Below are 21,289 nucleotides of genomic sequence, written 5' to 3' on the forward strand. Positions count from 1 at the left end.
AAACGTCGCCCCTCCGTCATGCGTCGAGCGATGTGCTACTTGGTTTCCTTCAGGCAGAGCACCACGTCGTGGCCGCCGCCGTACTGGACGTAGGAGATCGTCGCGTCCGTGACCGCCTTGCACTTGTCCTGGTCGGTGGAGCCGTCGAACTTCTGGACCACCTTGTACTGCGCATCACTGGACGAGCAGTCGACCTCATTGAGGTCGGGATTGGTCATCGTGCCCTTGTTGTGCATGCACGAGCCCACCGAAGTGGTCTCCGCGTCGTCGCGCGTGAGGAACCAGCCCGCGCCGAACTTGAGGAGCGCGACGATGACCGCGACGACGATGGCGCCGATGATACGCACGGCCTTCTTGCCCATGCGCTTGCCGGTCGGCGCGGGCGGCGGGGGAACCGGCGCACCCTGCTGCTGTGGGAACGGGGCGTAGGGCTGCTGCGGCGGGTACGGCTGCTGCGGAGGGTACGGCTGGCCAGGCTGCTGCCCCATCGGAGCGGTGGGCGCCTGGGCGTACGGGTTCTGGCCCTGGGGCGGCGGAGTGGTCACTTGGGGGTCCCCCTGGAACATAGGCAGGATGACGCGGACATGGCGTCCGCATAAGACGCACGTAAGCTACAGCCCGCCACTGACAACCCCGTACTTCGTGGGGAGTCTGTGTCACTGATGTGACACTTACTGGTGCTCAAACCGGGCCATCGATCCCGCAACCACTCCGTAGATCACGGCCACCGTGACCACGAGCACAGCCGAGCGGCCGTCCGGCGGCAGCATCAGCGCGGCGACGCCCGCGGCGCCCACGAAGGCGACGTTGAACAACACGTCGTACACGGAGAAGATCCGGCCGCGGAAGCCGTCCTCGACCACAGACTGCACGATCGTGTCCGTGGCGATCTTTGCCCCCTGGGTGGTCAGCCCCAGAACGAAGGCCGCGACCAGGAGCGGTCCGGTCGCGAACGGCAGGCCGAGGGCGGGTTCCAGGACCGCGGCGGAGCCGGCGCACACGGCGATCCAGCGGGCCGGGCCCAGCCGCCCCGCCGCCCACGGGGTGACGACCGCCGCGGCGAAGAACCCGGCACCGGAGAAGCCCAGGGCCAGCCCGAGCAGGCGCAGGCCCTCACCCGTGCTCGACGTCAGGCCGTAGCGGCACAGCATCAGCACCATGACCGTCAGCGCGCCGTAGCAGAAGCGCATCAGCGTCATCGAGGCCAGCGCCCGGGCCGCCGCCCTGCGCGGCGGCGCGGCGAGATGGCGTACGCCCGCCGCGAGCTCGCGTGCGGTGCCGGTCAGCGCGGCGCCCAGCCGCGGCCGCGCCTGGCACCGGTCGGGGCCGAGCAGCTCCGGAGCCATGAGCAGCGACACGAGGGCCGAGCACAGGTAGAGGACGGCGCCGAGCAGCACCACGGCCGCGTCGGAGTCCGCCCCCACCAGCCGTGCGAGGAACGCGAGACCGCCGCCCGCGAACGCCGCCAGGGAGCCCGCCGTCGGCGACAGGGAGTTGGCCATCACCAGCCGCTCCCCGTCCACCACCCGAGGCAGCGCGGCGGACAGTCCCGCGAGGACGAAGCGGTTGACGGCGGTGACGCACAGCGCGGAGACGTAGAACAGCCAGTCCGGGACGGCGGCCACCATCAGCACGGCCGTCACGGCCGCCATCGCCGCGCGCACCAGATTGCCGTGGAGGAAGACCTGGCGGCGCCGCCAGCGATCCAGCAGGACCCCGGCGAAGGGGCCCACCAGGGAGTACGGCAGCAGCAGCACCGCCATGGCCGAGGCGACCGCGGCGGCCGAGGCCTGGTGTTCCGGGGAGAAGACGACGTACGTGGCGAGCGCGACCTGGTACACGCCGTCGGCGCCCTGGGAGAGCAGCCGTACGGCGAGAAGGCGCCGGAAATCCCTGAAGCGCAGCAGAACGCGCAGATCACGGACGACGGCCATGGGGCACAGCCTCACATATGGGAAGGGTCCCCGGGTGGGGTACGCGAGGCGTACCCCACCCGGGGACCCAACAGCCCTGGCAGGAGCGGTTTTTCAGCGCTCGACGTCGCCGCGGATGAACTTCTCGACGTTCTCGCGGGCCTCGTCGTCGAAGTACTGGACCGGCGGGGACTTCATGAAGTACGAGGACGCCGACAGGATCGGGCCGCCGATGCCGCGGTCCTTGGCGATCTTCGCAGCACGCAGGGCGTCGATGATGACACCGGCGGAGTTCGGGGAGTCCCAGACCTCGAGCTTGTACTCCAGGTTCAGCGGGACGTCACCGAACGCGCGGCCCTCGAGGCGGACGTAGGCCCACTTGCGGTCGTCGAGCCAGGCCACGTAGTCGGACGGGCCGATGTGGACGTTCTTCTCGCCGAGGTCCCGGTCGGGGATCTGGGAGGTGACGGCCTGGGTCTTGGAGATCTTCTTGGACTCCAGGCGCTCGCGCTCGAGCATGTTCTTGAAGTCCATGTTGCCGCCGACGTTCAGCTGCATCGTGCGGTCCAGGATGACGCCGCGATCCTCGAACAGCTTCGCCATGACGCGGTGCGTGATGGTGGCGCCGACCTGCGACTTGATGTCGTCACCGACGATCGGCACGCCCGCCGCGGTGAACTTGTCGGCCCACTCCTTGGTGCCGGCGATGAAGACCGGAAGGGCGTTGACGAAGGCGACCTTGGCGTCGATGGCGCACTGGGCGTAGAACTTCGCGGCGTCCTCGGAGCCGACCGGCAGGTAGCAGACCAGGACGTCCACCTGCTTGTCCTTGAGGACCTGGACGATGTCGACCGGCTCCTCGGCGGACTCCTCGATGGTCTCGCGGTAGTACTTGCCGAGACCGTCGAGGGTGTGGCCGCGCTGGACCTGGACGCCGCTGTTCGGCACGTCGCAGATCTTGATGGTGTTGTTCTCGGACGCGCCGATGGCGTCTGCGAGGTCCAGGCCGACCTTCTTCGCGTCGACGTCGAACGCGGCGACGAACTCGATGTCGCGCACGTGGTAGTCGCCGAACTGGACGTGCATGAGGCCCGGGACCTTGGACGCCGGGTCGGCGTCCTTGTAGTACTCGACGCCCTGCACCAGCGATGCGGCGCAGTTGCCCACGCCGACGATGGCTACGCGAACCGAACCCATTCCGGTTGCTCCCTGTGTGTACTCGGTGAAGCCCCGACGGGACCTCACGTGGCGGTGTCGCCGGGCGTATCCGGCCGGGAGGACTCCCGGGTCCGGGGCAGGCCGCCCGTCGCTCCAGATGTGGTGTCCTGCTGAGCGGTCCCCCCGGTGGCGGACCCCTTCAGGTCCCGCCCGGCCCGCTCGCTCTCGATGAGCTCGTTCAGCCAGCGCACTTCGCGCTCCACGGACTCCATTCCGTGGCGCTGGAGCTCGAGGGTGTAGTCGTCGAGGCGCTCCCGGGTGCGCGCGAGGGAGGCACGCATCTTCTCCAGGCGCTCCTCCAGCCGACTGCGGCGGCCCTCGAGCACGCGCATGCGCACGTCGCGCGATGTCTGCCCGAAGAAGGCGAAACGTGCGGCGAAGTGTTCGTCGTCGTACGCGTCGGGGCCTGTCTGGGAGAGCAGCTCCTCGAAGTGCTCCTTACCTTCTGCCGTCAACCGGTACACGATCTTGGCGCGGCGTCCCGCGAGCGGAGCGGCGACGGCGTCCTCGGAGGTGCTTCCCGGTTCCTCGGTCAACCAGCCGTTCGCGACCAGCGTCTTGAGGCAGGGGTAGAGCGTCCCGTAGCTGAAGGCACGGAACACACCCAGTGACGTATTGAGTCGTTTGCGCAGCTCATAGCCGTGCATCGGGGACTCGCGGAGCAGGCCGAGTACGGCGAACTCAAGGATTCCGGAACGCCGGCCCACTGTCGCCTCCTCTCTGCCGCGACCCGGTGTGGCAGTGCCACACCGGGCGCCGTGACGGTCTTTATGTCGCCCTGATGTATCGACTCGATACATCATGACGATAGAACGGGGCTGCGTGTGCGACAAGAGGAGACATGGTGAACGGGATCACATCCCTGTTTCGGTCGAGGCAAGTTGCCTGATTTGGGGTGAACTTCGAGGGCCGGGGGGTTTTGGCGGTGCGTAGTCTGTCCGCCATGCAGACCACCGGGAACCGAGTGACGCCTGGGGACGTCCTCGTCCCTGGAGCAGTACGGGTGAATGCGCGACCGACCACATCCGTACTTCGGGGGGACCGGAAACCAGCCGCCGTTTCCAGGCGCGCGAGGGTGCGCCTGCCCGAGGAGTAGTCGTTCGATGAGCGAGCACCGTCGCAAACCGCCGCAGCCGCAGGGAGGCGGACGTGCCGCGGCCCGACGCGGTCAGTCCGGTTCGTCCTCCGGCCGCCGTGCGGCACCGCGAGGCGCCACTGAGTCTTCTGCCGACTCCTATGGGTCCACGTCCTATGGGTCGGGCTCGTACGGCGCGGGAGGTGAGGGCCGTCCGTACGGCGGGCGTGCCGAGGCCCGCCGGGCCGCGCAGAAAGGCACCGGCCGACGCAGAGGGGCCGGCCCCGGCGGTCCGAACGGGCCGGGGCGCGGTCGGGGCCGAACGGCCCCTCCCGCCAGAAACCGGTTCATCGACTACCCGCGCGCAGGCAAGTACGGCTGGCGCCGCTGGATGCCGTCCTGGAAGCTGGTCTCGGGTCTGTTCATCGGCTTCATAGGGAGCCTGGTGGCGGTGGCCGGCATCGGGTACGCGATGGTGAGCGTGCCCAACGTGGCGCAGACCGCGACGTCGCAGAACAACGTCTACCTCTGGTCGGACGGTACGCCGATGGTCGCGACGGGCGGTGAGACGAACCGCCAGATCGTGAACCTCTCAGAGATCCCCGCGGCGATGCGGTGGGCGGTCATCTCGCAGGAGAACAAGACCTTCTACACCGACAGCGGCATCGACCCCAAGGGCATCGCCCGCGCGGTCTTCAACATGGCCACCGGTGGTCAGACGCAGGGTGGTTCTACGATCACCCAGCAGTACGTCAAGAACGCGCGGCTGGACGACCAGTCCCAGACGATCACCCGTAAGTTCAAGGAGATCTTCATCTCCATCAAGGTGGGCGCCACCGTCAAGAAGGACGACATCCTGGCCGGCTACCTGAACTCGGCGTACTACGGCCGGGGGGCATACGGGGTCCAGGCGGCCGCGCGCGCGTACTTCAACAAGGACTCCTACAAGCTGAACCCCGGCGAGTGTGCCTTCCTCGCGGCCGTGCTCAAGGGCGCCACGTACTACGACCCCGCCGGCTCCGTGTCCATCGACCCGACCGCCACGCCCGAGGCCAACGCCAGGCGCGCCACGGCACAGATGCAGGACACTCTGAACAAGATGGTCAAGTACGGCCATCTGAGCGCCACCGAACGGGCCAAGTACACCACGCTCCCCCACGTGCAGAACCCGCGGTCCAACACCAGGCTGAGCGGTCAGATCGGATACCTCGTCGACCTGGCCAACAGCTACCTGGTCACCCACAGCGACGAGACGGGGATCACCCAGGAGAAGCTGCAACTCGGCGGCTACACGATCACGACGACCTTCGACAAGAAGAAGGTCAACGAGCTCAAGAGCGCGGTCGAGAAGGTCCAGAGGGCCAACATCAAGCCGAAGGAGCGCCCGGACACCGACACCCACGTCCAGTTCGGCGGGGCATCGGTGGATCCGGGGTCGGGTGCCATCAAGGCGATCTACGGTGGTGAGGACTGGACGAAGCACTTCACCGACAACGCCGACGCCACCGGCGCGCAGGTGGGTTCGACCTTCAAACCGTTCGTGCTGGCTGCGGCGATGAGGGACGGTGTCCGCGACCCGCATGGCGACCCGACGCAGGCGCAGGACGAACGCACTCAGGTATCGCCCAAGAGCCGTTTCAGCGGCAAGAACAAGCTCAAGATCAAGGACTACGACGGGACGGTCTGGAAGAACGAGAAGGGCGAGGAGTGGCTGCAGACGAACGACGGCAACGAGTCCTACGGGACCCCGCCGAACTACATGATCGATCTGCGCGAGGCGATGCGGGAGTCGGTGAACTCCGCATTTGTCCAGCTCGGCCTGGACGTCGGCCTGGACAAGGTCAAGCAGGCGGCGCTGGACGCGGGCCTGAAGGAGGACAGCCTGGCCGGCACCAGCTACCCGTCCTTCTCCATCGGCATCTCCGACCCCAGCGCGATCCGCATGGCCGGCGCGTACGCCACCTTCGCGGCCAGCGGCCAGCAGAACGACCCGTACTCCGTCGATAAGGTCAGGAGCAAGGACGGGCCCGTCTACACGCACAAGAGCAGCACGAGGCAGGCCTTCACCGCGAAGGTCGCCGACAACGTGACGGACGTCCTCAAGACCGTGGTCGACAAGGGCACCGGTACCGCCGCCCAGCTGCCCGGACGGGACGTGGCCGGCAAGACCGGTACCACCGACGGCAACAAGTCCGCCTGGTTCGTGGGCTACACCCCGCAGCTGTCCACCGCCATCAGCATGTTCCGGCTGGACGACAACGAGAAGAACAAGTCGCGCACCTTCCTGGAGATGTACGGAACGGGCGGCCAGAAGAAGATTCACGGTGCCTCGTTCCCGGCCCAGATCTGGCACGACTACATGCTGCAGGCGCTCCAGGGCCAGCCGTCCAAGCCGTTCCCGGCGCCCGAACCCATCGGTGAGATCGTCAACGCCGCGCCCAGCCCCACGCCGACTCCCTCGGCCACCAAGACCCAGGAGCCGAGCCCGACGCCGACGCCCACGCCCAGCGCGACACGTACCAGCCCGTCACCCACGCCGACCGCGTCGAACTGTGGCTTCTTCGGCTGCACGGACACCGGGGGCCAGAACGGCGGCAACGGCGCCAACGGCGGCACGGACGGAGGGGTGCCCTCCCCGACACCCACCGACTCGACCGGAACGACCGACGGCGGCACCACCCGAGGCAACGGCCACAGCAACGGTGGCGGCCTCTTCGGAGGCACCAACAATTAGCCGCGACATCTCGCCGCACGCCGTCCGGCGAGGGCGTTTCACGTGAAACATGGGCCGCCGCACCCACGAGGTGCGGCGGCCCACGGCGTTTCCGAGGCGCGTACGGCAGGATGGCGGCATGCCCAGTGCTGAATCGACGCAAGCGAGCGCGCACGAGCCCGCCCCCGGCCCGGTGCGGCCGACCAGGGAGGACGAGGTCGCCGCGGCCGGCAGTGAGCTGATCGGCGGCCCTGTCGGGCGGCGAGCCCTGCTCGGGGCGTCCTGGTGGACTCCCGTACGGGTCGTCGCGCTCGTCGCGATCGGCATGTTCGCCCTCGGCCTGGTCCAGAAGGCGCCCTGCTACCACAGCGCCTGGTTCTTCGGCGCCAGCTCGCAGTACACAAAGGCCTGCTACTCGGACATCCCGCATCTCTATCAGGGGCGCGGCTTCGCCGATGGCCTCGTGCCCTACTTCGACAAGCTCACCGGCGACATGCCGTACCTCGAGTATCCGGTGCTGACCGGTGTGTTCATGGAGGTGGCCTCCTGGCTGACCCCGCACAGCGGCAGCATCCAGCACCAGGAGCAGTGGTACTGGATGGTCAACGCCGGGATGCTGATGGTCTGCGCGGCTGTCATCGCCGTCTGCGTGGTCCGCACGCATGCCCGACGCCCCTGGGACGGCCTGCTGGTGGCCCTGGCGCCGGCCTTCGTACTGACCGCGACCATCAACTGGGATCTGCTGGCGGTCGCCCTGACGGCCGCCGCGATGCTGATGTGGTCCCGGCGGCGCCCCCTCGCCTTCGGTGTCCTGCTGGGACTCGCCACGGCCGCCAAGCTCTACCCCGCCCTCCTGCTCGGCCCCCTGCTGGTGCTGTGCTGGCGGGCGGGCAGATGGCGGGACTTCGGCAAGGCCCTGGGAGGCGCGGCCGTCGCCTGGCTGGTGGTGAACCTGCCGGTGATGGCCTTCGCTTCCGACGGCTGGTGGCAGTTCTACAAGTTCAGCCACGACCGTGGCGTCGACTTCGGTTCCTTCTGGCTGATCTGGGCCCAGAACTCGAGCAACCCGCCCAGCACCGACTTCGTGAACACCGTCGCCACGCTGCTGGTGGTGCTGTGCTGCCTCGGCATCGCGGCACTGACGCTGTTCGCTCCCCGCCGGCCGCGCTTCGCCCAGCTGGCGTTCCTGATAGTGGCGGCGTTCATCCTCACCAACAAGGTCTACTCGCCGCAGTACGTCCTGTGGCTGGTCCCGCTCGCCGCGCTGGCCCGCCCGAAGTGGCGGGACTTCCTGATCTGGCAGGCCTGCGAGGTGGCGTACTTCCTCGGTATCTGGATGTACCTCGCGTACACGACGAGTGGGGACGCCCACAAGGGACTGCCGACCGAGGGCTACCACTGGGCGATCGCCCTGCACCTGGCAGGGACGGCGTACCTCTGCGCGGTCGTGGTCCGCGACATCCTGCTGCCGGACCGGGACGTGGTGCGCCGGGCCGGGGACGACGATCCCTCGGGCGGTGTGCTCGACGGCGCCCCGGACGTCTTCGTCCTCGGCACCTCGGGTCATCACCGGCTCCACGCGGCTCACTTCGACGGGCCCCAGGTGGAGTGGGGCAGCCGGACCTTGCCCCCGCCCGAAGACGGTTCACTCTGAGCGAACATCGCTGAAGAGGGCTCAGCAACACCGAAGGCCGTACACGTCGGGCACCGTGTACGGCCTTCCGCGTGGCAGGGCCGCTCAGCGGTCCACGAGCCGGTCGAACTGCGTGGTGGTGTGCCGCAGATGGGCCACCAGTTCGTCCCCGACCTTCGGCTCCGGGGCGTCCGAGGGCACGAACAGGATGGAGACCTGCATGTGCGGGGGCTCGGCGAACCAGCGCTGCTTGCCGCCCCAGACGAACGGGGAGAGGTTCCGGTTCACCGTGGCGAGCCCGGCCCGTGCGACGCCCTTGGCACGCGGCATGACGCCGTGCAGCGCCTTGGGCGCCTCCAGGCCCACTCCGTGCGACGTGCCACCCGCCACGACGACGAGGAAGCCGTCCGAGGCCGCCTTCTGCTGCCGGTAGCCGAAACGGTCGCCCTTGGCCACCCGCGTGACGTCCAGGACCGCGCCGCGGTACTCGGTGGCCTCGTGGTCACCGAGCCACAGCCGCGTGCCGATGCGGGCGCGGAACCGGGTCTGCGGGAACTGCTGCTGCAAACGCGCGAGCTCCTCGGCCTTGAGGTGGCTGACGAACATGGTGTGCAGCGGCAGCCGCGCCGCACGCAGCCGGTCCATCCAGCCGATGACCTCCTCGACGGCGTCCGAGCCGTCGGTGCGGTCCAGCGGCAGGTGGATGGCGAAGCCCTCCAGGCGGACGTTCTCGATGGCGGAGTGCAGCTGCGGCAGGTCCTGCTCGCTGACGCCGTGCCGCTTCATCGAGGACATCACCTCGATCACGACACGCGCCCCGACGAGGCCATACACCCCGTCGATCGACGACACCGAGCGGATCACCCGGTCCGGCAGCGGCACGGGCTCCTCGCCGCGCCGGTAGGGGGTCAGCACCAGCAGGTCGCCGCCGAACCAGTCCTTGATCCGCGCGGCCTCGTACGTCGTGCCGACGGCGAGGACGTCCGAGCCCAGCCGGGTGGCCTCCTCCGCCAGGCGCTCGTGGCCGAAGCCGTAGCCGTTGCCCTTGCAGACCGGGACGAGCCCGGGGAACTGCTCCTGCACGTGCTTGTGGTGCGCCCGCCAGCGCGCGGTGTCGACGTAGAGCGTGAGCGCCATGGCCGGACCCGGAACCTTTCTCGTGAGGTGCGGTGTATCAGAAGTGTGGAAGATGCCGACGGTGTCGAAGCGGAGACCGCGAGGTCAGCGACGCGACATGTAGATGTCGAGCGCCTTGTGGAGCAGCTTGTTCAGCGGGAAGTCCCACTCGCCGAGGTACTCGGCGGCCTGCCCGCCGGTGCCGACCTTGAACTGGATCAGGCCGAACAGGTGGTCGGTCTCGTCCAGTGAGTCGGAGATGCCGCGCAGGTCGTAGACAGTCGCGCCCAGGGCATAGGCGTCGCGCAGCATCCGCCACTGCATCGCGTTCGAGGGCCGGACCTCACGGCCGATGTTGTCCGAGGCCCCGTAGGAGTACCAGACGTGGCCGCCGACGATCAGCATCGTCGCCGCGGCCAGGTTCACGCCGTTGTGCCGCGCGAAGTACAGCCGCATGCGGTTGGGGTCCTCGGAGTTGAGGGCCGACCACATGCGCTGGAAGTACGACAGCGGGCGGGGCCGGAACTGGTCGCGCACGGCCGTGATCTCGTACAGCCGCTGCCACTCCTCCAGGTCGTAATAGCCGCCCTGGACGACCTCGACGCCGGCCTTCTCGGCCTTCTTGATGTTGCGGCGCCACAGCTGGTTGAAGTTCTTGTGCACCTCTTCCAGGGACCGGTTGGCCAGCGGCACCTGGAAGACGTAGCGAGGCTGGACGTCGCCGAAGCCGGCGCCCCCGTCCTCGCCCTGCTGCCAGCCCATACGGCGCAGCTTGTCGGCGACCTCGAAGGCACGGGGCTCGATGAAGTCGGCCTCGAGGTCGCGCAGGCGCTTGACGTCCGAGTCCTGGATGCCCCTCTTGATGGTCTCCGAGTTCCAGCGGCGGATGATCACCGGCGGGCCCATCTTCACAGAGAAGGCGCCCTGCTGCTTCAGGTGCGCCAGCATCGGCTGGATCCAGTCGTCGAGGTTCGGCGCGAACCAGTTGATCACCGGGCCCTCGGGCAGATAGGCGAGGTAGCGCTTGATCTTGGGCAGCTGCCGGTAGAGGACCAGGCCGGCACCGACCATCTCGCCGGTGCGGTCGTCGAACCAGCCGAGGTTCTCCGAACGCCATTCCGCCTTGACATCAGCCCAGGCCGGGACCTGCATGTGACTCGCCGCCGGCAGGCTCTGGATGTAGGCCAGATGCTGCTCTCGACTGATGGTCCTCAGGGTCAGGCTCATTCGGGGCGCTCCTCGGGCTGGCGTGTCCCCATGGGTTCAGGGGCTCCGGCTCTCGCGCCGAAGCCTACTGCGCCCGGGGAGCGCGCACTCTGGCCGCACGCGACCTTGGCCCCGGCCCTTCGTCCGGCCGGAGCGCTGCGTGAGTCGGACGGACGACACCCGCTGGGTCAGACGGACGCCGTCCGTGACAGGAGCGGCCCAGATGCCGGCGTCAGCTGATGACGCCGCCGAAAAGGCCGCCGTGAGCCATGCCGAGGAAGAAGCCGATCGCGGAGGCGCCGAGACCGAGGATCAGCCCGAAACGCTCGCGCGTCGTCACCGAGACCCACTGGCCGTAGGCCCCGGTGAGGATGCCCGCCAGGCCGGCCCAGGAGCTGACCAGGTGCAGGCTGTGGAAGAGGAGCCCGGTGATGAAGGCGAGCACGCCCAGCGCCAGGGTCACCGCGAGCAGTGTGTCCTGGAGCGGGTGGCGCTTGCCGTCCGTGGCGAAGAGCCCGTTGCTCGCGGCGGTGTTCGGTCGCATCGTCTGTGCCATGGGGCACCTCCTGCGAAAGGCGGCGCATCGTAGCGCCGTGCACACCCGAGGTGTCCAGGTTGCCGGGTCCTGCGCCCCGATTTCAACCGGAAGCGGGGGTGCGGGTAGTCTGTACCGTCTGCACTCGTGTCTGCCCAGGCCGAGGCCAGAGCAACCTGGGACGGCCTGAGATTCCGTCGGCCGACCCCGATTGTCAGTGCCGGCTGATTTACTGGCAAACACGATTGCGTACGCATCACAACCCTCCTGCCACGGAACGACCGTGGCCGCTGAGTCCAAAGGAGGTGGGTTCAACATGCGTCACTACGAGGTGATGGTCATCCTCGACCCCGATGTCGAGGAGCGCGCTGTCTCCCCGCTGATCGAGAACTTCCTTTCCGTCGTCCGTGACGGTGGCGGAAAGGTCGAGAAGGTCGACACCTGGGGCCGTCGTCGTCTCGCGTACGAGATCAAGAAGAAGCCCGAGGGCATCTACTCGGTCATCGACCTGCAGGCCGAGCCTGCGGTCGTCAAGGAGCTCGACCGCCAGATGAACCTGAACGAGTCGGTCCTCCGGACCAAGGTCCTCCGCCCCGAGACCCACTGAGCCCTCCCGCTCAGCCGGTCTCGGGATTCGAGTAGCAGCACAAGCAGCCAGCAGCACACCCGCCGAGAGGTTCCCCATGGCAGGCGAGACCGTCATCACGGTCGTCGGCAATCTTGTCGACGACCCCGAGCTGCGCTTCACCCCCTCCGGTGCGGCGGTCGCGAAGTTCCGTGTCGCGTCCACGCCCCGCACCTTCGACCGCCAGACGAACGAGTGGAAGGACGGCGAGAGCCTCTTCCTGACCTGCTCGGTCTGGCGCCAGGCGGCGGAGAACGTCGCCGAGTCGCTCCAGCGAGGCATGCGCGTCATCGTGCAGGGCCGGCTGAAGCAGCGGTCCTACGAGGACCGTGAGGGCGTCAAGCGCACGGTCTACGAGCTGGACGTCGAGGAAGTCGGCGCCAGCCTGCGCAACGCCACGGCCAAGGTCACCAAGACCACCGGCCGCGGTGGCCAGGGCGGCTACGGCGGCGGTGGCGGCCAGGGTGGCGGCGGTTGGGGCGGCGGCCCTGGCGGCGGCCCCGGCGGCGGTCAGCAGGGCGGTGCTCCCGCCGACGACCCGTGGGCGACCGGCGCTCCTGCCGGTGGCAACCAGGGCGGTGGCTGGGGCGGCGGCTCCGGCGGCGGTGGCGGCTACTCGGACGAGCCCCCCTTCTAGGCCTTCGGGCTTGGCCTCTGCAGGCCGGGCCGGGCCGAGGTGGGGCGCACCCACACTTCTTGATCACACAGGAGAAACACCATGGCGAAGCCGCCTGTGCGCAAGCCTAAGAAGAAGGTCTGCGCTTTCTGCAAGGACAAGGTCACGTACGTGGACTACAAGGACACGAACATGCTGCGGAAGTTCATTTCCGACCGCGGCAAGATCCGTGCCCGCCGCGTGACCGGCAACTGCACGCAGCACCAGCGTGACGTCGCCACGGCTGTCAAGAACAGCCGTGAGATGGCGCTGCTGCCCTACACCTCCACCGCGCGCTAAGGGAAGGGTGACCGACTCATGAAGATCATCCTCACCCACGAGGTCTCCGGCCTCGGTGCCGCGGGCGAAGTCGTCGACGTCAAGGACGGTTACGCTCGCAACTACCTGATCCCGCGGAAGTTCGCGATCCGCTGGACCAAGGGTGGCGAGAAGGACGTCGAGCAGATTCGTCGTGCTCGCAAGATCCACGAGATCCAGACCATCGAGCAGGCCAACCAGGTCAAGGCCCAGCTCGAAGGTGTGAAGGTCCGCCTGGCCGTCCGCTCCGGCGACGCCGGCCGTCTCTTCGGTTCCGTCACCCCGGCCGACGTCGCCTCGGCGATCAAGGCTGCCGGTGGCCCCGAGGTCGACAAGCGTCGCATCGAGCTGGGTGCGCCGATCAAGACCCTGGGCGCCCACGAGACGTCCGTGCGTCTGCACCCCGAGGTTGCCGCCAAGGTCAGCATCGAGGTCGTCGCGGCCTGAGTGCCGAGCTCGGCTTGAGCAGTCGGGATAAGGGGCCGCACCCCGAGGGTGCGGCCCCTTTCCATGAGCGAGGCTCGTGATGCAGCGCCGGGTGTTTCACGTGAAACGGTCAGCGCGTCGCTCCCGTGACGATCCAGCGACCCGAGCGCGAGCGCAGCCACAGGGTCAGCAGCCGCACGGCCATCATCAGCGTCATCGCCGCCCAGATCGCCGTGAGCCCGCCTCCGAGGACAGGGACGAGCAGCGCCACCGGCGTGAAGACCATGAGGGTCACCAGCATGGCGCCGGCGAGATACGGACCGTCTCCCGCGCCCATCAGCACACCGTCGAGCACGAAGACCACGCCGCAGATCGGCTGGGAGAGCGCCACCATGACCAGCGCGGGCAGAGCGGTGTCCTTGACCACGGCGTCGCTGGTGAACAAGGGCAGGAAGAGCGGACGGCCGATCACCACGAGAAGCCCGAGGACGAACCCGACCGCTATGCCCCACTGGACCATGCGCCGACAGGCCTCGCGCGCGCCCCGAGGGTCGTCGGCGCCGAGATAGCGCCCGATGATGGCTTGCCCGGCGATCGCGATCGCGTCGAGCGCGAAGGCGAGCAGGTTCCACAAGGACAGGATGATCTGGTGTGCGGCGATGTCCGCGTCACCGAGGCGGGCCGCGACCGCAGTGGCGATCATCAGGATGGCGCGCAGGGAAAGGGTGCGGACGAGCAGGGGGACTCCTGCCTGTGCGGACGCCCTGATCCCGGCGGCGTCCGGGCGCAGCGAGGCACCATGTCTGTGAGCTCCGCGAATGACCACGGTGAGATATACGGCGGCCATGCCGCACTGAGCGATGACGGTGCCCCAGGCGGAGCCCGCGATGCCCAGTCCGGCGCCGTAGACAAGGCCCGCGTTGAGGGCGGCGTTGGCGACGAAGCCGGCGACGGCGACGTAGAGCGGCGTCCTGGTGTCCTGCAGTCCGCGCAGCACGCCCGTGGCGGCGAGCACCGCGAGCATGGCCGGGATGCCGAGGGCGGAGATACGCAGATACGTCGTCGCGTACGGAGCCGCCGTGTGCGAGGCACCGAAGAGGTCGACCAGCGCAGGGGCGGTGGGCACGACGACCGCGATCACGGCCGCGCCGAGCAGCAGTGCCAGCCAGATGCCGTCCATGCCCTGGCGGATGGCGGCCTGGAGGTCGCCCGCGCCGACACGCCGGGCGACGGCGGCCGTGGTGGCGTAGGCGAGGAAGACGAAGACGCTGACGGCGGTCGTCAGGAGGGCCGAGGCGACACCGAGCCCGGCTAGTTGCGCCGTTCCGAGATGGCCGACGATCGCGCTGTCGACCATGACGAAGAGCGGCTCGGCGACGAGTGCGCCGAAGGCCGGGACGGCCAGCGCGACGATCTCTCGGTCGTGCCGACGGATGCTGGTCGTACGGCGTGCAGGGGCCTGTGTCATGGGGGTCAATCTAACCGTCCACAGGTAAGCGACGCAAAGGCATTTCACCTCTTACTTGGTGTCCTCCGCTGTGCACTTGTGCCCACCGTTCGAACCGATCTTGGCTCGACTGGAAAAGTTTTTCTTCTGCACAGCCGGTGGACGGCAAAGGCCCAGGTCAGGTGGTGTCTGTGGAATACATCGAGGGCTTGTTCACAGCGCTGTCCACCGGGTCGTACACAGGTTTTGGGGAGTTCTCCACAGCATCCGGCCGCTCGTCCACATGGCCTGTGGATAACCAGATTGGCTGACGGTGCCCGGGGGCCTACCGTTATCCGGCGCCCGCTCCCTCCGCCGGCCTCCAAACCGTCACAAAATGACGGGCCAGAAGCGGAGTCGGGCCTCTCGATTTGTCAGTGCCGTGCCGTAGAAAAGAGGGGCACGGCGAGGTCCGCTCGGCGGACGGGAGGAGGTCGCTCGGTGAGCATTTCCGAGCCCTTGGACGACCCGTGGGCCGGCAGTGGACCCGGTGATCGTCTGCCGGCCTCCCGGCGCCGCCCCGACCAGGGCCGCGGCCGCGACGAACAGCACGACCGCGGCCGGGACGACGGCAAGTGGGACGGCGGCTCGTCGTTCGAGCGCGTCCCCCCGCAGGACCTCGACGCGGAGCAGTCCGTCCTCGGCGGAATGCTCCTGTCCAAGGACGCCATCGCCGACGTCGTCGAGATCCTCAAGGGCCACGACTTCTACAAGCCCGCGCACGAGACGATCTACCTCGCCATCCTCGACGTCTATGCCAAGGGTGAGCCGGCCGACCCCATCACCATCGCCGCCGAGCTCACGAAACGCGGCGAGATCAACAAGGTGGGCGGCGCCTCCTATCTGCACTCGCTCGTGCAGACCGTGCCCACGGCGGCGAACGCCGCGTACTACGCGGAGATCGTCCACGAGCGCGCGGTCCTGCGCCGCCTGGTCGAAGCGGGCACGCGGATCACGCAGATGGGATACGCGGCCGACGACGACGTCGACGAGATCGTCAACCGCGCCCAGGCGGAGATCTACGCGGTCACCGAGCAGCGCACCAGCGAGGACTATCTGCCGCTGGGCGACATCATGGAGGGCGCGCTCGACGAGATCGAGGCGATCGGCTCGCGCAGCGGGGAGATGACCGGTGTGCCCACCGGGTTCACCGACTTCGACTCGCTCACGAACGGCCTGCACCCGGGCCAGATGATCGTCATCGCCGCACGCCCCGCGATGGGCAAGTCGACGCTCGCACTGGACTTCGCGCGGGCGGCGTCGATCAAGCACAACCTGCCGAGCGTCATCTTCTCGCTGGAGATGGGCCGCAACGAGATCGCGATGCGTCTGCTGTCCGCGGAGGCCCGGGTCGCCCTGCACCACATGCGCTCGGGCACGATGACCGACGAGGACTGGACCCGCCTGGCACGCCGCATGCCGGATGTCTCGGCGGCCCCTCTCTACATCGACGACTCCCCGAACCTGTCGATGATGGAGATCCGCGCCAAGTGCCGGCGTCTGAAGCAGCGCAATGACCTCAAGCTCGTCGTCATCGACTACCTCCAGCTGATGCAGTCCGGTGGCTCCAAGCGTGCCGAGAGCCGCCAGCAGGAGGTCTCGGACATGTCCCGTAACCTCAAGCTCCTGGCCAAGGAGCTGGAGATCCCGGTCATCGCGCTCTCCCAGCTCAACCGTGGCCCCGAGCAGCGCACCGACAAGAAGCCGATGGTCTCCGACCTGCGTGAGTCCGGCTCCATCGAGCAGGACGCCGACATGGTCATCCTGTTGCATCGCGAGGACGCCTATGAGAAGGAGTCGCCGCGCGCCGGCGAGGCCGACCTGATCGTGGCCAAGCACCGTAACGGCCCGACCGCGACGATCACGGTCGCCTTCCAGGGCCACTACTCGCGGTTCGTGGACATGGCGCAGACCTGAGCGACGCCTGTAGGGTCTCAGATTTCGTGGCCAAATCTCACGAGCGATGGCCAAGCGATGGCATGTCTGACACGAATCTGAGACTGGCAGGTCAAGCCGCCCACTCGTATGGGTGATTGGGCTCTGATGCTGAGCTGACCCGATTCGGGAAACGCGTCACCGCAGTTGCCCAGACGATCCCGGCTGAGGAAATGCCACGACGGTGAGTGGAAACACCCATCCAAGCCGTGAGACAGCAGGAAGCTGCTCAGCGCCTCGTCTCGTACCTGGTCAGGACCACGCCGCCGGGACACGTCCGCGTCTCCACCAGGTTCAGGTTCACCCAGCTGTCCAGGGCGGTGAAGAACGGCGTGCCGCCGCCCACCAGGACCGGATGGGTGGCGATCACGTACTCGTCGATCAGCCCGGCGCGCATGGCCGCCCCGGCAAGCGTTGCGCCGCCGATGTTCATTGGGCCGCCGTCCTCGGCCTTGAGCCGGGTGATCTCGGCGATCGCGTCGCCTGTGACCAGGCGGGTGTTCCAGTCGACTTTGTCGATCGTCGAGGAGAACACCATCTTCGGCGTGTCCCGCCAGTTCCGGGCGAACTCGATCTCCGCCGGGGTGGCGTTGGGCTGCTGGTCGCCGGTCGGCCAGTAGGAGCTCATCGTCTCCCATAGCTTGCGCCCGTACAGCGACAGGCCACTCGCCTGCTCGTGGTCGAGCCACCACTGGAACAGCTCGTGGCTCGGCGGCCCGCTCCAGCCGATGTCGTCGCCGGCCGCGGCGATGTAGCCGTCCAGGGTCAGGTTCATGCCGCAGATCAGTTTCCGCATGGTCCAGCCTTCCGTTCGTGGGTGTCCGGCGTATGGACCAGCGCGGCGCGGGAAACTCATCGGTGCGCGATCTGGGCTCGCCGGTAGTCCTCGTGCTCGGGGCTCAGCGTGGTGTACTCGGCCGACGCGGGCAAGCCGCCTGATCTCGGCCTCGACCTCGCGGGGAGATGCCACGGAGTTGAGACTGATCGTGGGTGACAAGGCCGTGAGACAGCCAAGAACGCCCAGGTCACGCAAGATCGACATGTCGCGAGCGGCGAGACCCTGCAACGCCCCTGGCCCGGTCGGCATCGCCGGCGGGTCGCTTCCAGCCGCCCCGGCGAAATCCGCTCGACGTGGGCGGACCCCACCGGATGGACTGAGGGTATGACGACACCTCAGGATGAGCTTCTTCCCGGCACCCGCCGGGCCCTGCTGCACCGGATCGCGGTCGCCCAGGCCGAGGGGCGGGCGCCTTCGCTCGTGGCCGCGGTGGCCCGGAACGGGCGGACGGTCTGGAACGGCGCGCGAACGTCCGTGGACGGGCACGCACCGGACGAGAACACGCAGTACCGCATTGGGTCGATCACCAAGACCTTCACCGCCGTGCTCGTCCTGCGGCTGCGCGACGAGGGTGTGCTCGATCTCGGGGACCCGCTGGAGAAGCATCTGCCGGGAACCGGTGTGGGGGAGGCCACGATCGCGGACCTGCTGGCGCACTCCGGCGGCCTCGCCGCCGAGTCGCCGGCACCCTGGTGGGAGAGGACGCCCGGGGCCCTTCGCCCAGAACTCGCCGACGTACTGGGCGAGAAGCCGCTGCGGCACCCGGTCGGACGGCGGTTCCACTACTCCAATCCCGGCTACACCGTGCTGGGCTCGCTCGTCGAGAAGCTGCGCGGCGCTGCCTGGGAGGACGTCCTCAGGCGGGAAGTGCTCGAACCTCTGGGACTGGACCGGACAACTACTCGACCTCAGGCGCCGCACGCGGGTGGCTGGGCGGTGCACCCGTGGGCCGATGTGATGCTGTCCGAGCCCACCGAGGACCTCGGCCGGATGGCCCCCGCAGGCCAACTGTGGTCCACGACGGGGGATCTGGCCCGGTTCGCCGTTTTCCTCGCCCAGGGGGACGATCGGGTGCTGAGCGTCGAGTCGCTTCGCGAGATGCGGAGGCCTTCGGCTCCGCCGGAGAGCGGGGACGTGGTGACGGGGTACGCCTACGGTCTGGGACTGGAGTTGCGGCGGTCGGGCGAGCGGTTGCTGGTGGGGCACTCGGGTTCGCTGCCGGGCTTCCTCGCCTCTCTCACCATCGCTGTGGAGGACGACGTGGCCGCCGTCGTGCTGGCCAACTGCACCTCTGGTGTGCCGCTGGCCACCGTGGGTGCCGACCTGGTCCGCATCGTCGCCGACGCCGAACCGCGGATCCCGGAGCCTTGGCGGCCGCTGCGGAAGGTGGATCCGTCAGTGCTGGAGCTGGCGGGACAGTGGTACTGGGGCACCAGCGGATTCGGCCTGCGGCTGACTGCCGACGGGCTGCTCTCCCTGGAGCCGTTGTCCGGCAACGGCCGACGCTCGCGGTTCCGGGCGAACGGTGACGGCACCTGGACGGGGCTGGAGGGTTACTACGCCGGAGAGCTGCTGCGGCCCGTACGGCGGACCGACGGTTCCGTGGACCATCTGGACCTCGGATCGTTCGTGTTCACGCGGCAGCCGTACGACGAGCGGTCCTCGGTGCCCGGCGGCGTGGACCCGGAGGGATGGCGCGGGATCGGATAGGACGCGCGCGCAGTCTCTAGGACGCGCGCAGCCTCGACGATTCGAGGGGTGCCCGTTTCACGTGAAACGGGCACCTCGCCGGTCGACGGTGACCCCTCACTGTTCCTGGGTGAGCTCCATGGACGGAGCTCTCCCGCGGCGGACTCACAGAGAGAGCTTGAAACCCGTGTGGGAGGCCTCGAAGCCGAGCCGCTCGTAGAAGCGGTGGGCGTCGGCGCGTGTCTTGTCCGAGGTCAGTTGCACCAGTCGGCATCCCTGGCGCCGGGATGCGTCGATCGCCCACTCGATGAGCTGTGTGCCCAACCCGCCACCGCGCTCGTCGGCGTGGATGCGGACGCCTTCGATGATCGAGCGGGTGGAGCCGCGCCGGGACAGGCCCGGAATGATCGAGAGCTGAAGGGTGCCCACGACGCGGCCCTCGCGCACGGCGACCACCAGCTGCTGATTCGGGTCGGCAGCAAGCCGTTCGAATGCGGCCAGATACGGAGCGAGGTCGTCCGGCGACTCGCGCTGTGCGCCCAGCGGATCGTCCGCGAGCATGTCGACGATGGCCGGGACGTCACCGGCGACGGCTGCACGTATTTCAAGATCTCCCATGTCCCGCAGCCTAAGCGTGTGGGTGCGAGCCGCGCAGGGATCTACTGGGACGTGGAGGCGTGGGCCAGCCGTCGTGACTCAACCGCGCACAGGCCCACCACACGGCGGAGGCGGCCGGTGTCACCGTCAGCGTCACCGTGCGGGACGCCGGCGGCCCCCTGCTTCCTCCCGGCGTGTCGACCGAGCTGTCCTCGTCCCCGGGACAGCGCAAGGCCCGCACGGCCCTCCGACTGGACGCTGCAACGGCGGACCTCGTAGACGCCGCCCACGGTTTCGCCGTCACCGGCGTGGAGACGCTCGCCTGACGGTCATCCCGCCGCCACGGTCAACGGAGCGAACCGGCGGCTCCAGTCACCCGGCAGCTCGGCGATGCCGTACGTCATGACCGAGTTGAAGGCGATCGACGCCAGGCCGCGTTGCTTCACCCAGGTCAGCAGTTCCTCGTGGCGCACATCGATATCGGTGCGCAGGGGCCGGTCGGTCTGGGCGGCGAGTGAGGCGACGAGGGCCTTGGCCGTCTCGGTGTCCCGGGCGATGAGCGGCCCCACTACATGGGTGTCCATGTTCGGCCAGGCCGCCGCGTACCCGGTGATCCCGTCGCTGTCCTCGGCGACGCGCAACTGGTCGGCGAAGGCGGGCAGCCGGGTGATCAGCGGGGTACGGTCGGCGCCGAACACCTCCTCGTCCAACGTGAGGATGCCCGGGAGGTCCTCCGCGGTGGCCGCTCGGGTGACGACGGGGGACTGTGAGCCGTCCGGCGCGAAGCGGCCCAGCACCATCTCCGCCCGGCCGGTGACCTTGAAGCCGAGCTCCTCGTACAGCGGGCGGCCGTTAGGGGTGGCGTGCAAGGTCAGCGGGGTGGTGTCCATGGCCGAGACGACGTGGCGCATCAGCCGGCGGCCGATGCCCTGGCGGGCGTGCCGCTCAGCGACCAGGACCATGCCGATGGCGCCCAGATCCGGGCGGTCCTGCGGCCCGTACTCCGTGACGACGCAGGCGGCGACAAGCCCTCCATCGGGGTCGTCGATGCCGTATCCCTTCCCGGAGGTGAGGAGGAAGCCCCACTTGTGCTCCTCGCGCGGCCACCCCCGGTTCTCGGACAGGTCGGCGCAGGCGGTGAGATCGCGGAGCGTCAGGCGGCGGATGGGCAGAGCGGCAGGGGAAGGAGTCGACACGCAGGTCAGGCTGTCCGACCGATGCCGTCCGCGTCCACTCGTTTCGGAAGAGACGTACGTGCTTTTGGCCATGCCGTAGGAGCCCGGGCAGAGCGTGAGCAGGCGTCCGGGTGTT

At 68.6% G+C, this 21,289-nt stretch carries 20 protein-coding genes; 9 read left to right on the top strand and 11 right to left on the bottom strand.

All coding sequences use genetic code 11. The annotated features are described in order from the left end of the window. Positions 1-35: 35 nt before the first annotated feature. The 4 genes from BZY54_RS35935 to BZY54_RS35950 all read right to left on the bottom strand — a co-directional run bounded on the left by BZY54_RS35935 (position 36) and on the right by BZY54_RS35950 (position 3,838). Positions 36-545 (bottom strand): LppU/SCO3897 family protein, encoded by a 510-nt coding sequence (locus BZY54_RS35935; RefSeq protein WP_086729508.1) that lies wholly within the window; start codon positions 543-545, stop codon positions 36-38. Positions 546-671: 126 nt separating this feature from the next. Then, on the bottom strand, positions 672-1,934 hold the full coding sequence (locus tag BZY54_RS35940; RefSeq protein ID WP_086729509.1) for an MFS transporter: 1,263 nt from the start codon (positions 1,932-1,934) through the stop codon (positions 672-674). 93 nt (positions 1,935-2,027) lie between these two features. Further along, the gene (locus BZY54_RS35945; RefSeq protein ID WP_086729510.1) at positions 2,028-3,110 is read right to left on the bottom strand and encodes an inositol-3-phosphate synthase; all 1,083 of its coding nucleotides are present in this window, start codon (positions 3,108-3,110) and stop codon (positions 2,028-2,030) included. 44 nt (positions 3,111-3,154) lie between these two features. Next, positions 3,155-3,838 (bottom strand): PadR family transcriptional regulator, encoded by a 684-nt coding sequence (locus BZY54_RS35950; protein ID WP_086729511.1) that lies wholly within the window; start codon positions 3,836-3,838, stop codon positions 3,155-3,157. Positions 3,839-4,234: 396 nt separating this feature from the next. On the opposite strand from BZY54_RS35950, the gene BZY54_RS35955 reads away from it, so the two are divergent. Both BZY54_RS35955 and BZY54_RS35960 read left to right on the top strand, forming a co-directional pair. Further along, positions 4,235-6,940, top strand: coding sequence for a transglycosylase domain-containing protein (locus BZY54_RS35955; protein ID WP_086729512.1), 2,706 nt, complete (start codon positions 4,235-4,237; stop codon positions 6,938-6,940). 118 nt (positions 6,941-7,058) lie between these two features. Beyond that, complete coding sequence (locus tag BZY54_RS35960; protein ID WP_086729513.1) at positions 7,059-8,573, top strand: glycosyltransferase family 87 protein; 1,515 nt, start codon at positions 7,059-7,061, stop codon at positions 8,571-8,573. Between the two features lie 84 nt (positions 8,574-8,657). On the opposite strand, the gene BZY54_RS35965 is transcribed toward BZY54_RS35960, so the two are convergent. The 3 genes from BZY54_RS35965 to BZY54_RS35975 all read right to left on the bottom strand — a co-directional run bounded on the left by BZY54_RS35965 (position 8,658) and on the right by BZY54_RS35975 (position 11,430). After that, positions 8,658-9,689 (bottom strand): alanine racemase, encoded by a 1,032-nt coding sequence (locus BZY54_RS35965; protein WP_086729514.1) that lies wholly within the window; start codon positions 9,687-9,689, stop codon positions 8,658-8,660. Positions 9,690-9,773: 84 nt separating this feature from the next. Further along, positions 9,774-10,895, bottom strand: coding sequence for a peptidoglycan bridge formation glycyltransferase FemX (femX, locus tag BZY54_RS35970; protein WP_086729515.1), 1,122 nt, complete (start codon positions 10,893-10,895; stop codon positions 9,774-9,776). A gap of 211 nt (positions 10,896-11,106) precedes the next feature. Next, a complete protein-coding gene (locus BZY54_RS35975) occupies positions 11,107-11,430 on the bottom strand; it encodes a hypothetical protein (RefSeq protein ID WP_086729516.1) in 324 nt (107 codons plus the stop codon). A gap of 295 nt (positions 11,431-11,725) precedes the next feature. Between BZY54_RS35975 and rpsF the strand changes: the two genes are divergently transcribed. The 4 genes from rpsF to rplI all read left to right on the top strand — a co-directional run bounded on the left by rpsF (position 11,726) and on the right by rplI (position 13,454). After that, positions 11,726-12,016 (top strand): 30S ribosomal protein S6, encoded by a 291-nt coding sequence (gene rpsF / locus BZY54_RS35980; RefSeq protein WP_003991486.1) that lies wholly within the window; start codon positions 11,726-11,728, stop codon positions 12,014-12,016. A 76-nt stretch (positions 12,017-12,092) separates the two neighbouring features. Beyond that, positions 12,093-12,671 carry a single-stranded DNA-binding protein gene (locus BZY54_RS35985; protein ID WP_086729517.1) on the top strand — a complete coding sequence of 193 codons (579 nt, stop codon included), beginning with the start codon at positions 12,093-12,095 and terminating at the stop codon, positions 12,669-12,671. 81 nt (positions 12,672-12,752) lie between these two features. Then, on the top strand, positions 12,753-12,989 hold the full coding sequence (rpsR, locus tag BZY54_RS35990) for a 30S ribosomal protein S18 (RefSeq protein WP_003949403.1): 237 nt from the start codon (positions 12,753-12,755) through the stop codon (positions 12,987-12,989). A gap of 18 nt (positions 12,990-13,007) precedes the next feature. After that, positions 13,008-13,454: a 50S ribosomal protein L9 gene (rplI, locus tag BZY54_RS35995; RefSeq protein WP_086729518.1), complete on the top strand. Its 447-nt coding sequence runs from the start codon at positions 13,008-13,010 to the stop codon at positions 13,452-13,454. 109 nt (positions 13,455-13,563) lie between these two features. On the opposite strand, the gene BZY54_RS36000 is transcribed toward rplI, so the two are convergent. Continuing rightward, complete coding sequence (locus tag BZY54_RS36000) at positions 13,564-14,901, bottom strand: MATE family efflux transporter (RefSeq protein ID WP_086729519.1); 1,338 nt, start codon at positions 14,899-14,901, stop codon at positions 13,564-13,566. 459 nt (positions 14,902-15,360) lie between these two features. Between BZY54_RS36000 and dnaB the strand changes: the two genes are divergently transcribed. Beyond that, positions 15,361-16,836: a replicative DNA helicase gene (gene dnaB, locus BZY54_RS36005; RefSeq protein ID WP_086729520.1), complete on the top strand. Its 1,476-nt coding sequence runs from the start codon at positions 15,361-15,363 to the stop codon at positions 16,834-16,836. A gap of 247 nt (positions 16,837-17,083) precedes the next feature. On the opposite strand, the gene BZY54_RS36010 is transcribed toward dnaB, so the two are convergent. After that, positions 17,084-17,650, bottom strand: a complete 567-nt coding sequence (locus tag BZY54_RS36010; protein ID WP_086729521.1) for a dihydrofolate reductase family protein — start codon at positions 17,648-17,650, stop codon at positions 17,084-17,086. A 366-nt stretch (positions 17,651-18,016) separates the two neighbouring features. On the opposite strand from BZY54_RS36010, the gene BZY54_RS36015 reads away from it, so the two are divergent. Next, a complete protein-coding gene (locus tag BZY54_RS36015; protein WP_086729522.1) occupies positions 18,017-19,402 on the top strand; it encodes a serine hydrolase domain-containing protein in 1,386 nt (461 codons plus the stop codon). A gap of 144 nt (positions 19,403-19,546) precedes the next feature. Here the strand turns inward: BZY54_RS36015 and BZY54_RS36020 are convergent, their stop codons facing one another. After that, on the bottom strand, positions 19,547-19,999 hold the full coding sequence (locus BZY54_RS36020) for a GNAT family N-acetyltransferase (protein WP_086729523.1): 453 nt from the start codon (positions 19,997-19,999) through the stop codon (positions 19,547-19,549). 173 nt (positions 20,000-20,172) lie between these two features. Between BZY54_RS36020 and BZY54_RS55145 the strand changes: the two genes are divergently transcribed. Beyond that, positions 20,173-20,304: a hypothetical protein gene (locus tag BZY54_RS55145; RefSeq protein WP_341868719.1), complete on the top strand. Its 132-nt coding sequence runs from the start codon at positions 20,173-20,175 to the stop codon at positions 20,302-20,304. A gap of 3 nt (positions 20,305-20,307) precedes the next feature. Here the strand turns inward: BZY54_RS55145 and BZY54_RS36025 are convergent, their stop codons facing one another. Then, positions 20,308-21,174: a GNAT family N-acetyltransferase gene (locus BZY54_RS36025; RefSeq protein ID WP_086729524.1), complete on the bottom strand. Its 867-nt coding sequence runs from the start codon at positions 21,172-21,174 to the stop codon at positions 20,308-20,310. Between the last annotated feature and the right edge of the window lie 115 nt (positions 21,175-21,289).

Source organism: Streptomyces carpinensis, from assembly GCF_002154505.1.
In the GTDB taxonomy this organism is placed as follows: Bacteria; Actinomycetota; Actinomycetes; order Streptomycetales; family Streptomycetaceae; genus Streptomyces; species Streptomyces carpinensis.

Excerpts from the sequence above, each read along its gene's own strand:
- BZY54_RS35940 (WP_086729509.1), bottom strand. The coding sequence starts at position 1,934 with ATGGCCGTCGTCCGTGATCTGCGCGTTCTGCTGCGCTTCAGGGATTTC.
- BZY54_RS35945 (WP_086729510.1), bottom strand. The coding sequence starts at position 3,110 with ATGGGTTCGGTTCGCGTAGCCATCGTCGGCGTGGGCAACTGCGCCGCA.
- BZY54_RS35955 (WP_086729512.1), top strand. The coding sequence starts at position 4,235 with ATGAGCGAGCACCGTCGCAAACCGCCGCAGCCGCAGGGAGGCGGACGT.
- BZY54_RS35960 (WP_086729513.1), top strand. The coding sequence starts at position 7,059 with ATGCCCAGTGCTGAATCGACGCAAGCGAGCGCGCACGAGCCCGCCCCC.
- BZY54_RS35965 (WP_086729514.1), bottom strand. The coding sequence starts at position 9,689 with ATGGCGCTCACGCTCTACGTCGACACCGCGCGCTGGCGGGCGCACCAC.
- femX (WP_086729515.1), bottom strand. The coding sequence starts at position 10,895 with ATGAGCCTGACCCTGAGGACCATCAGTCGAGAGCAGCATCTGGCCTAC.
- BZY54_RS35975 (WP_086729516.1), bottom strand. The coding sequence starts at position 11,430 with ATGGCACAGACGATGCGACCGAACACCGCCGCGAGCAACGGGCTCTTC.
- rpsF (WP_003991486.1), top strand. The coding sequence starts at position 11,726 with ATGCGTCACTACGAGGTGATGGTCATCCTCGACCCCGATGTCGAGGAG.
- BZY54_RS35985 (WP_086729517.1), top strand. The coding sequence starts at position 12,093 with ATGGCAGGCGAGACCGTCATCACGGTCGTCGGCAATCTTGTCGACGAC.
- rpsR (WP_003949403.1), top strand. The coding sequence starts at position 12,753 with ATGGCGAAGCCGCCTGTGCGCAAGCCTAAGAAGAAGGTCTGCGCTTTC.
- rplI (WP_086729518.1), top strand. The coding sequence starts at position 13,008 with ATGAAGATCATCCTCACCCACGAGGTCTCCGGCCTCGGTGCCGCGGGC.
- BZY54_RS36000 (WP_086729519.1), bottom strand. The coding sequence starts at position 14,901 with ATGACACAGGCCCCTGCACGCCGTACGACCAGCATCCGTCGGCACGAC.
- BZY54_RS36010 (WP_086729521.1), bottom strand. The coding sequence starts at position 17,650 with ATGCGGAAACTGATCTGCGGCATGAACCTGACCCTGGACGGCTACATC.
- BZY54_RS36015 (WP_086729522.1), top strand. The coding sequence starts at position 18,017 with ATGACGACACCTCAGGATGAGCTTCTTCCCGGCACCCGCCGGGCCCTG.
- BZY54_RS36020 (WP_086729523.1), bottom strand. The coding sequence starts at position 19,999 with ATGGGAGATCTTGAAATACGTGCAGCCGTCGCCGGTGACGTCCCGGCC.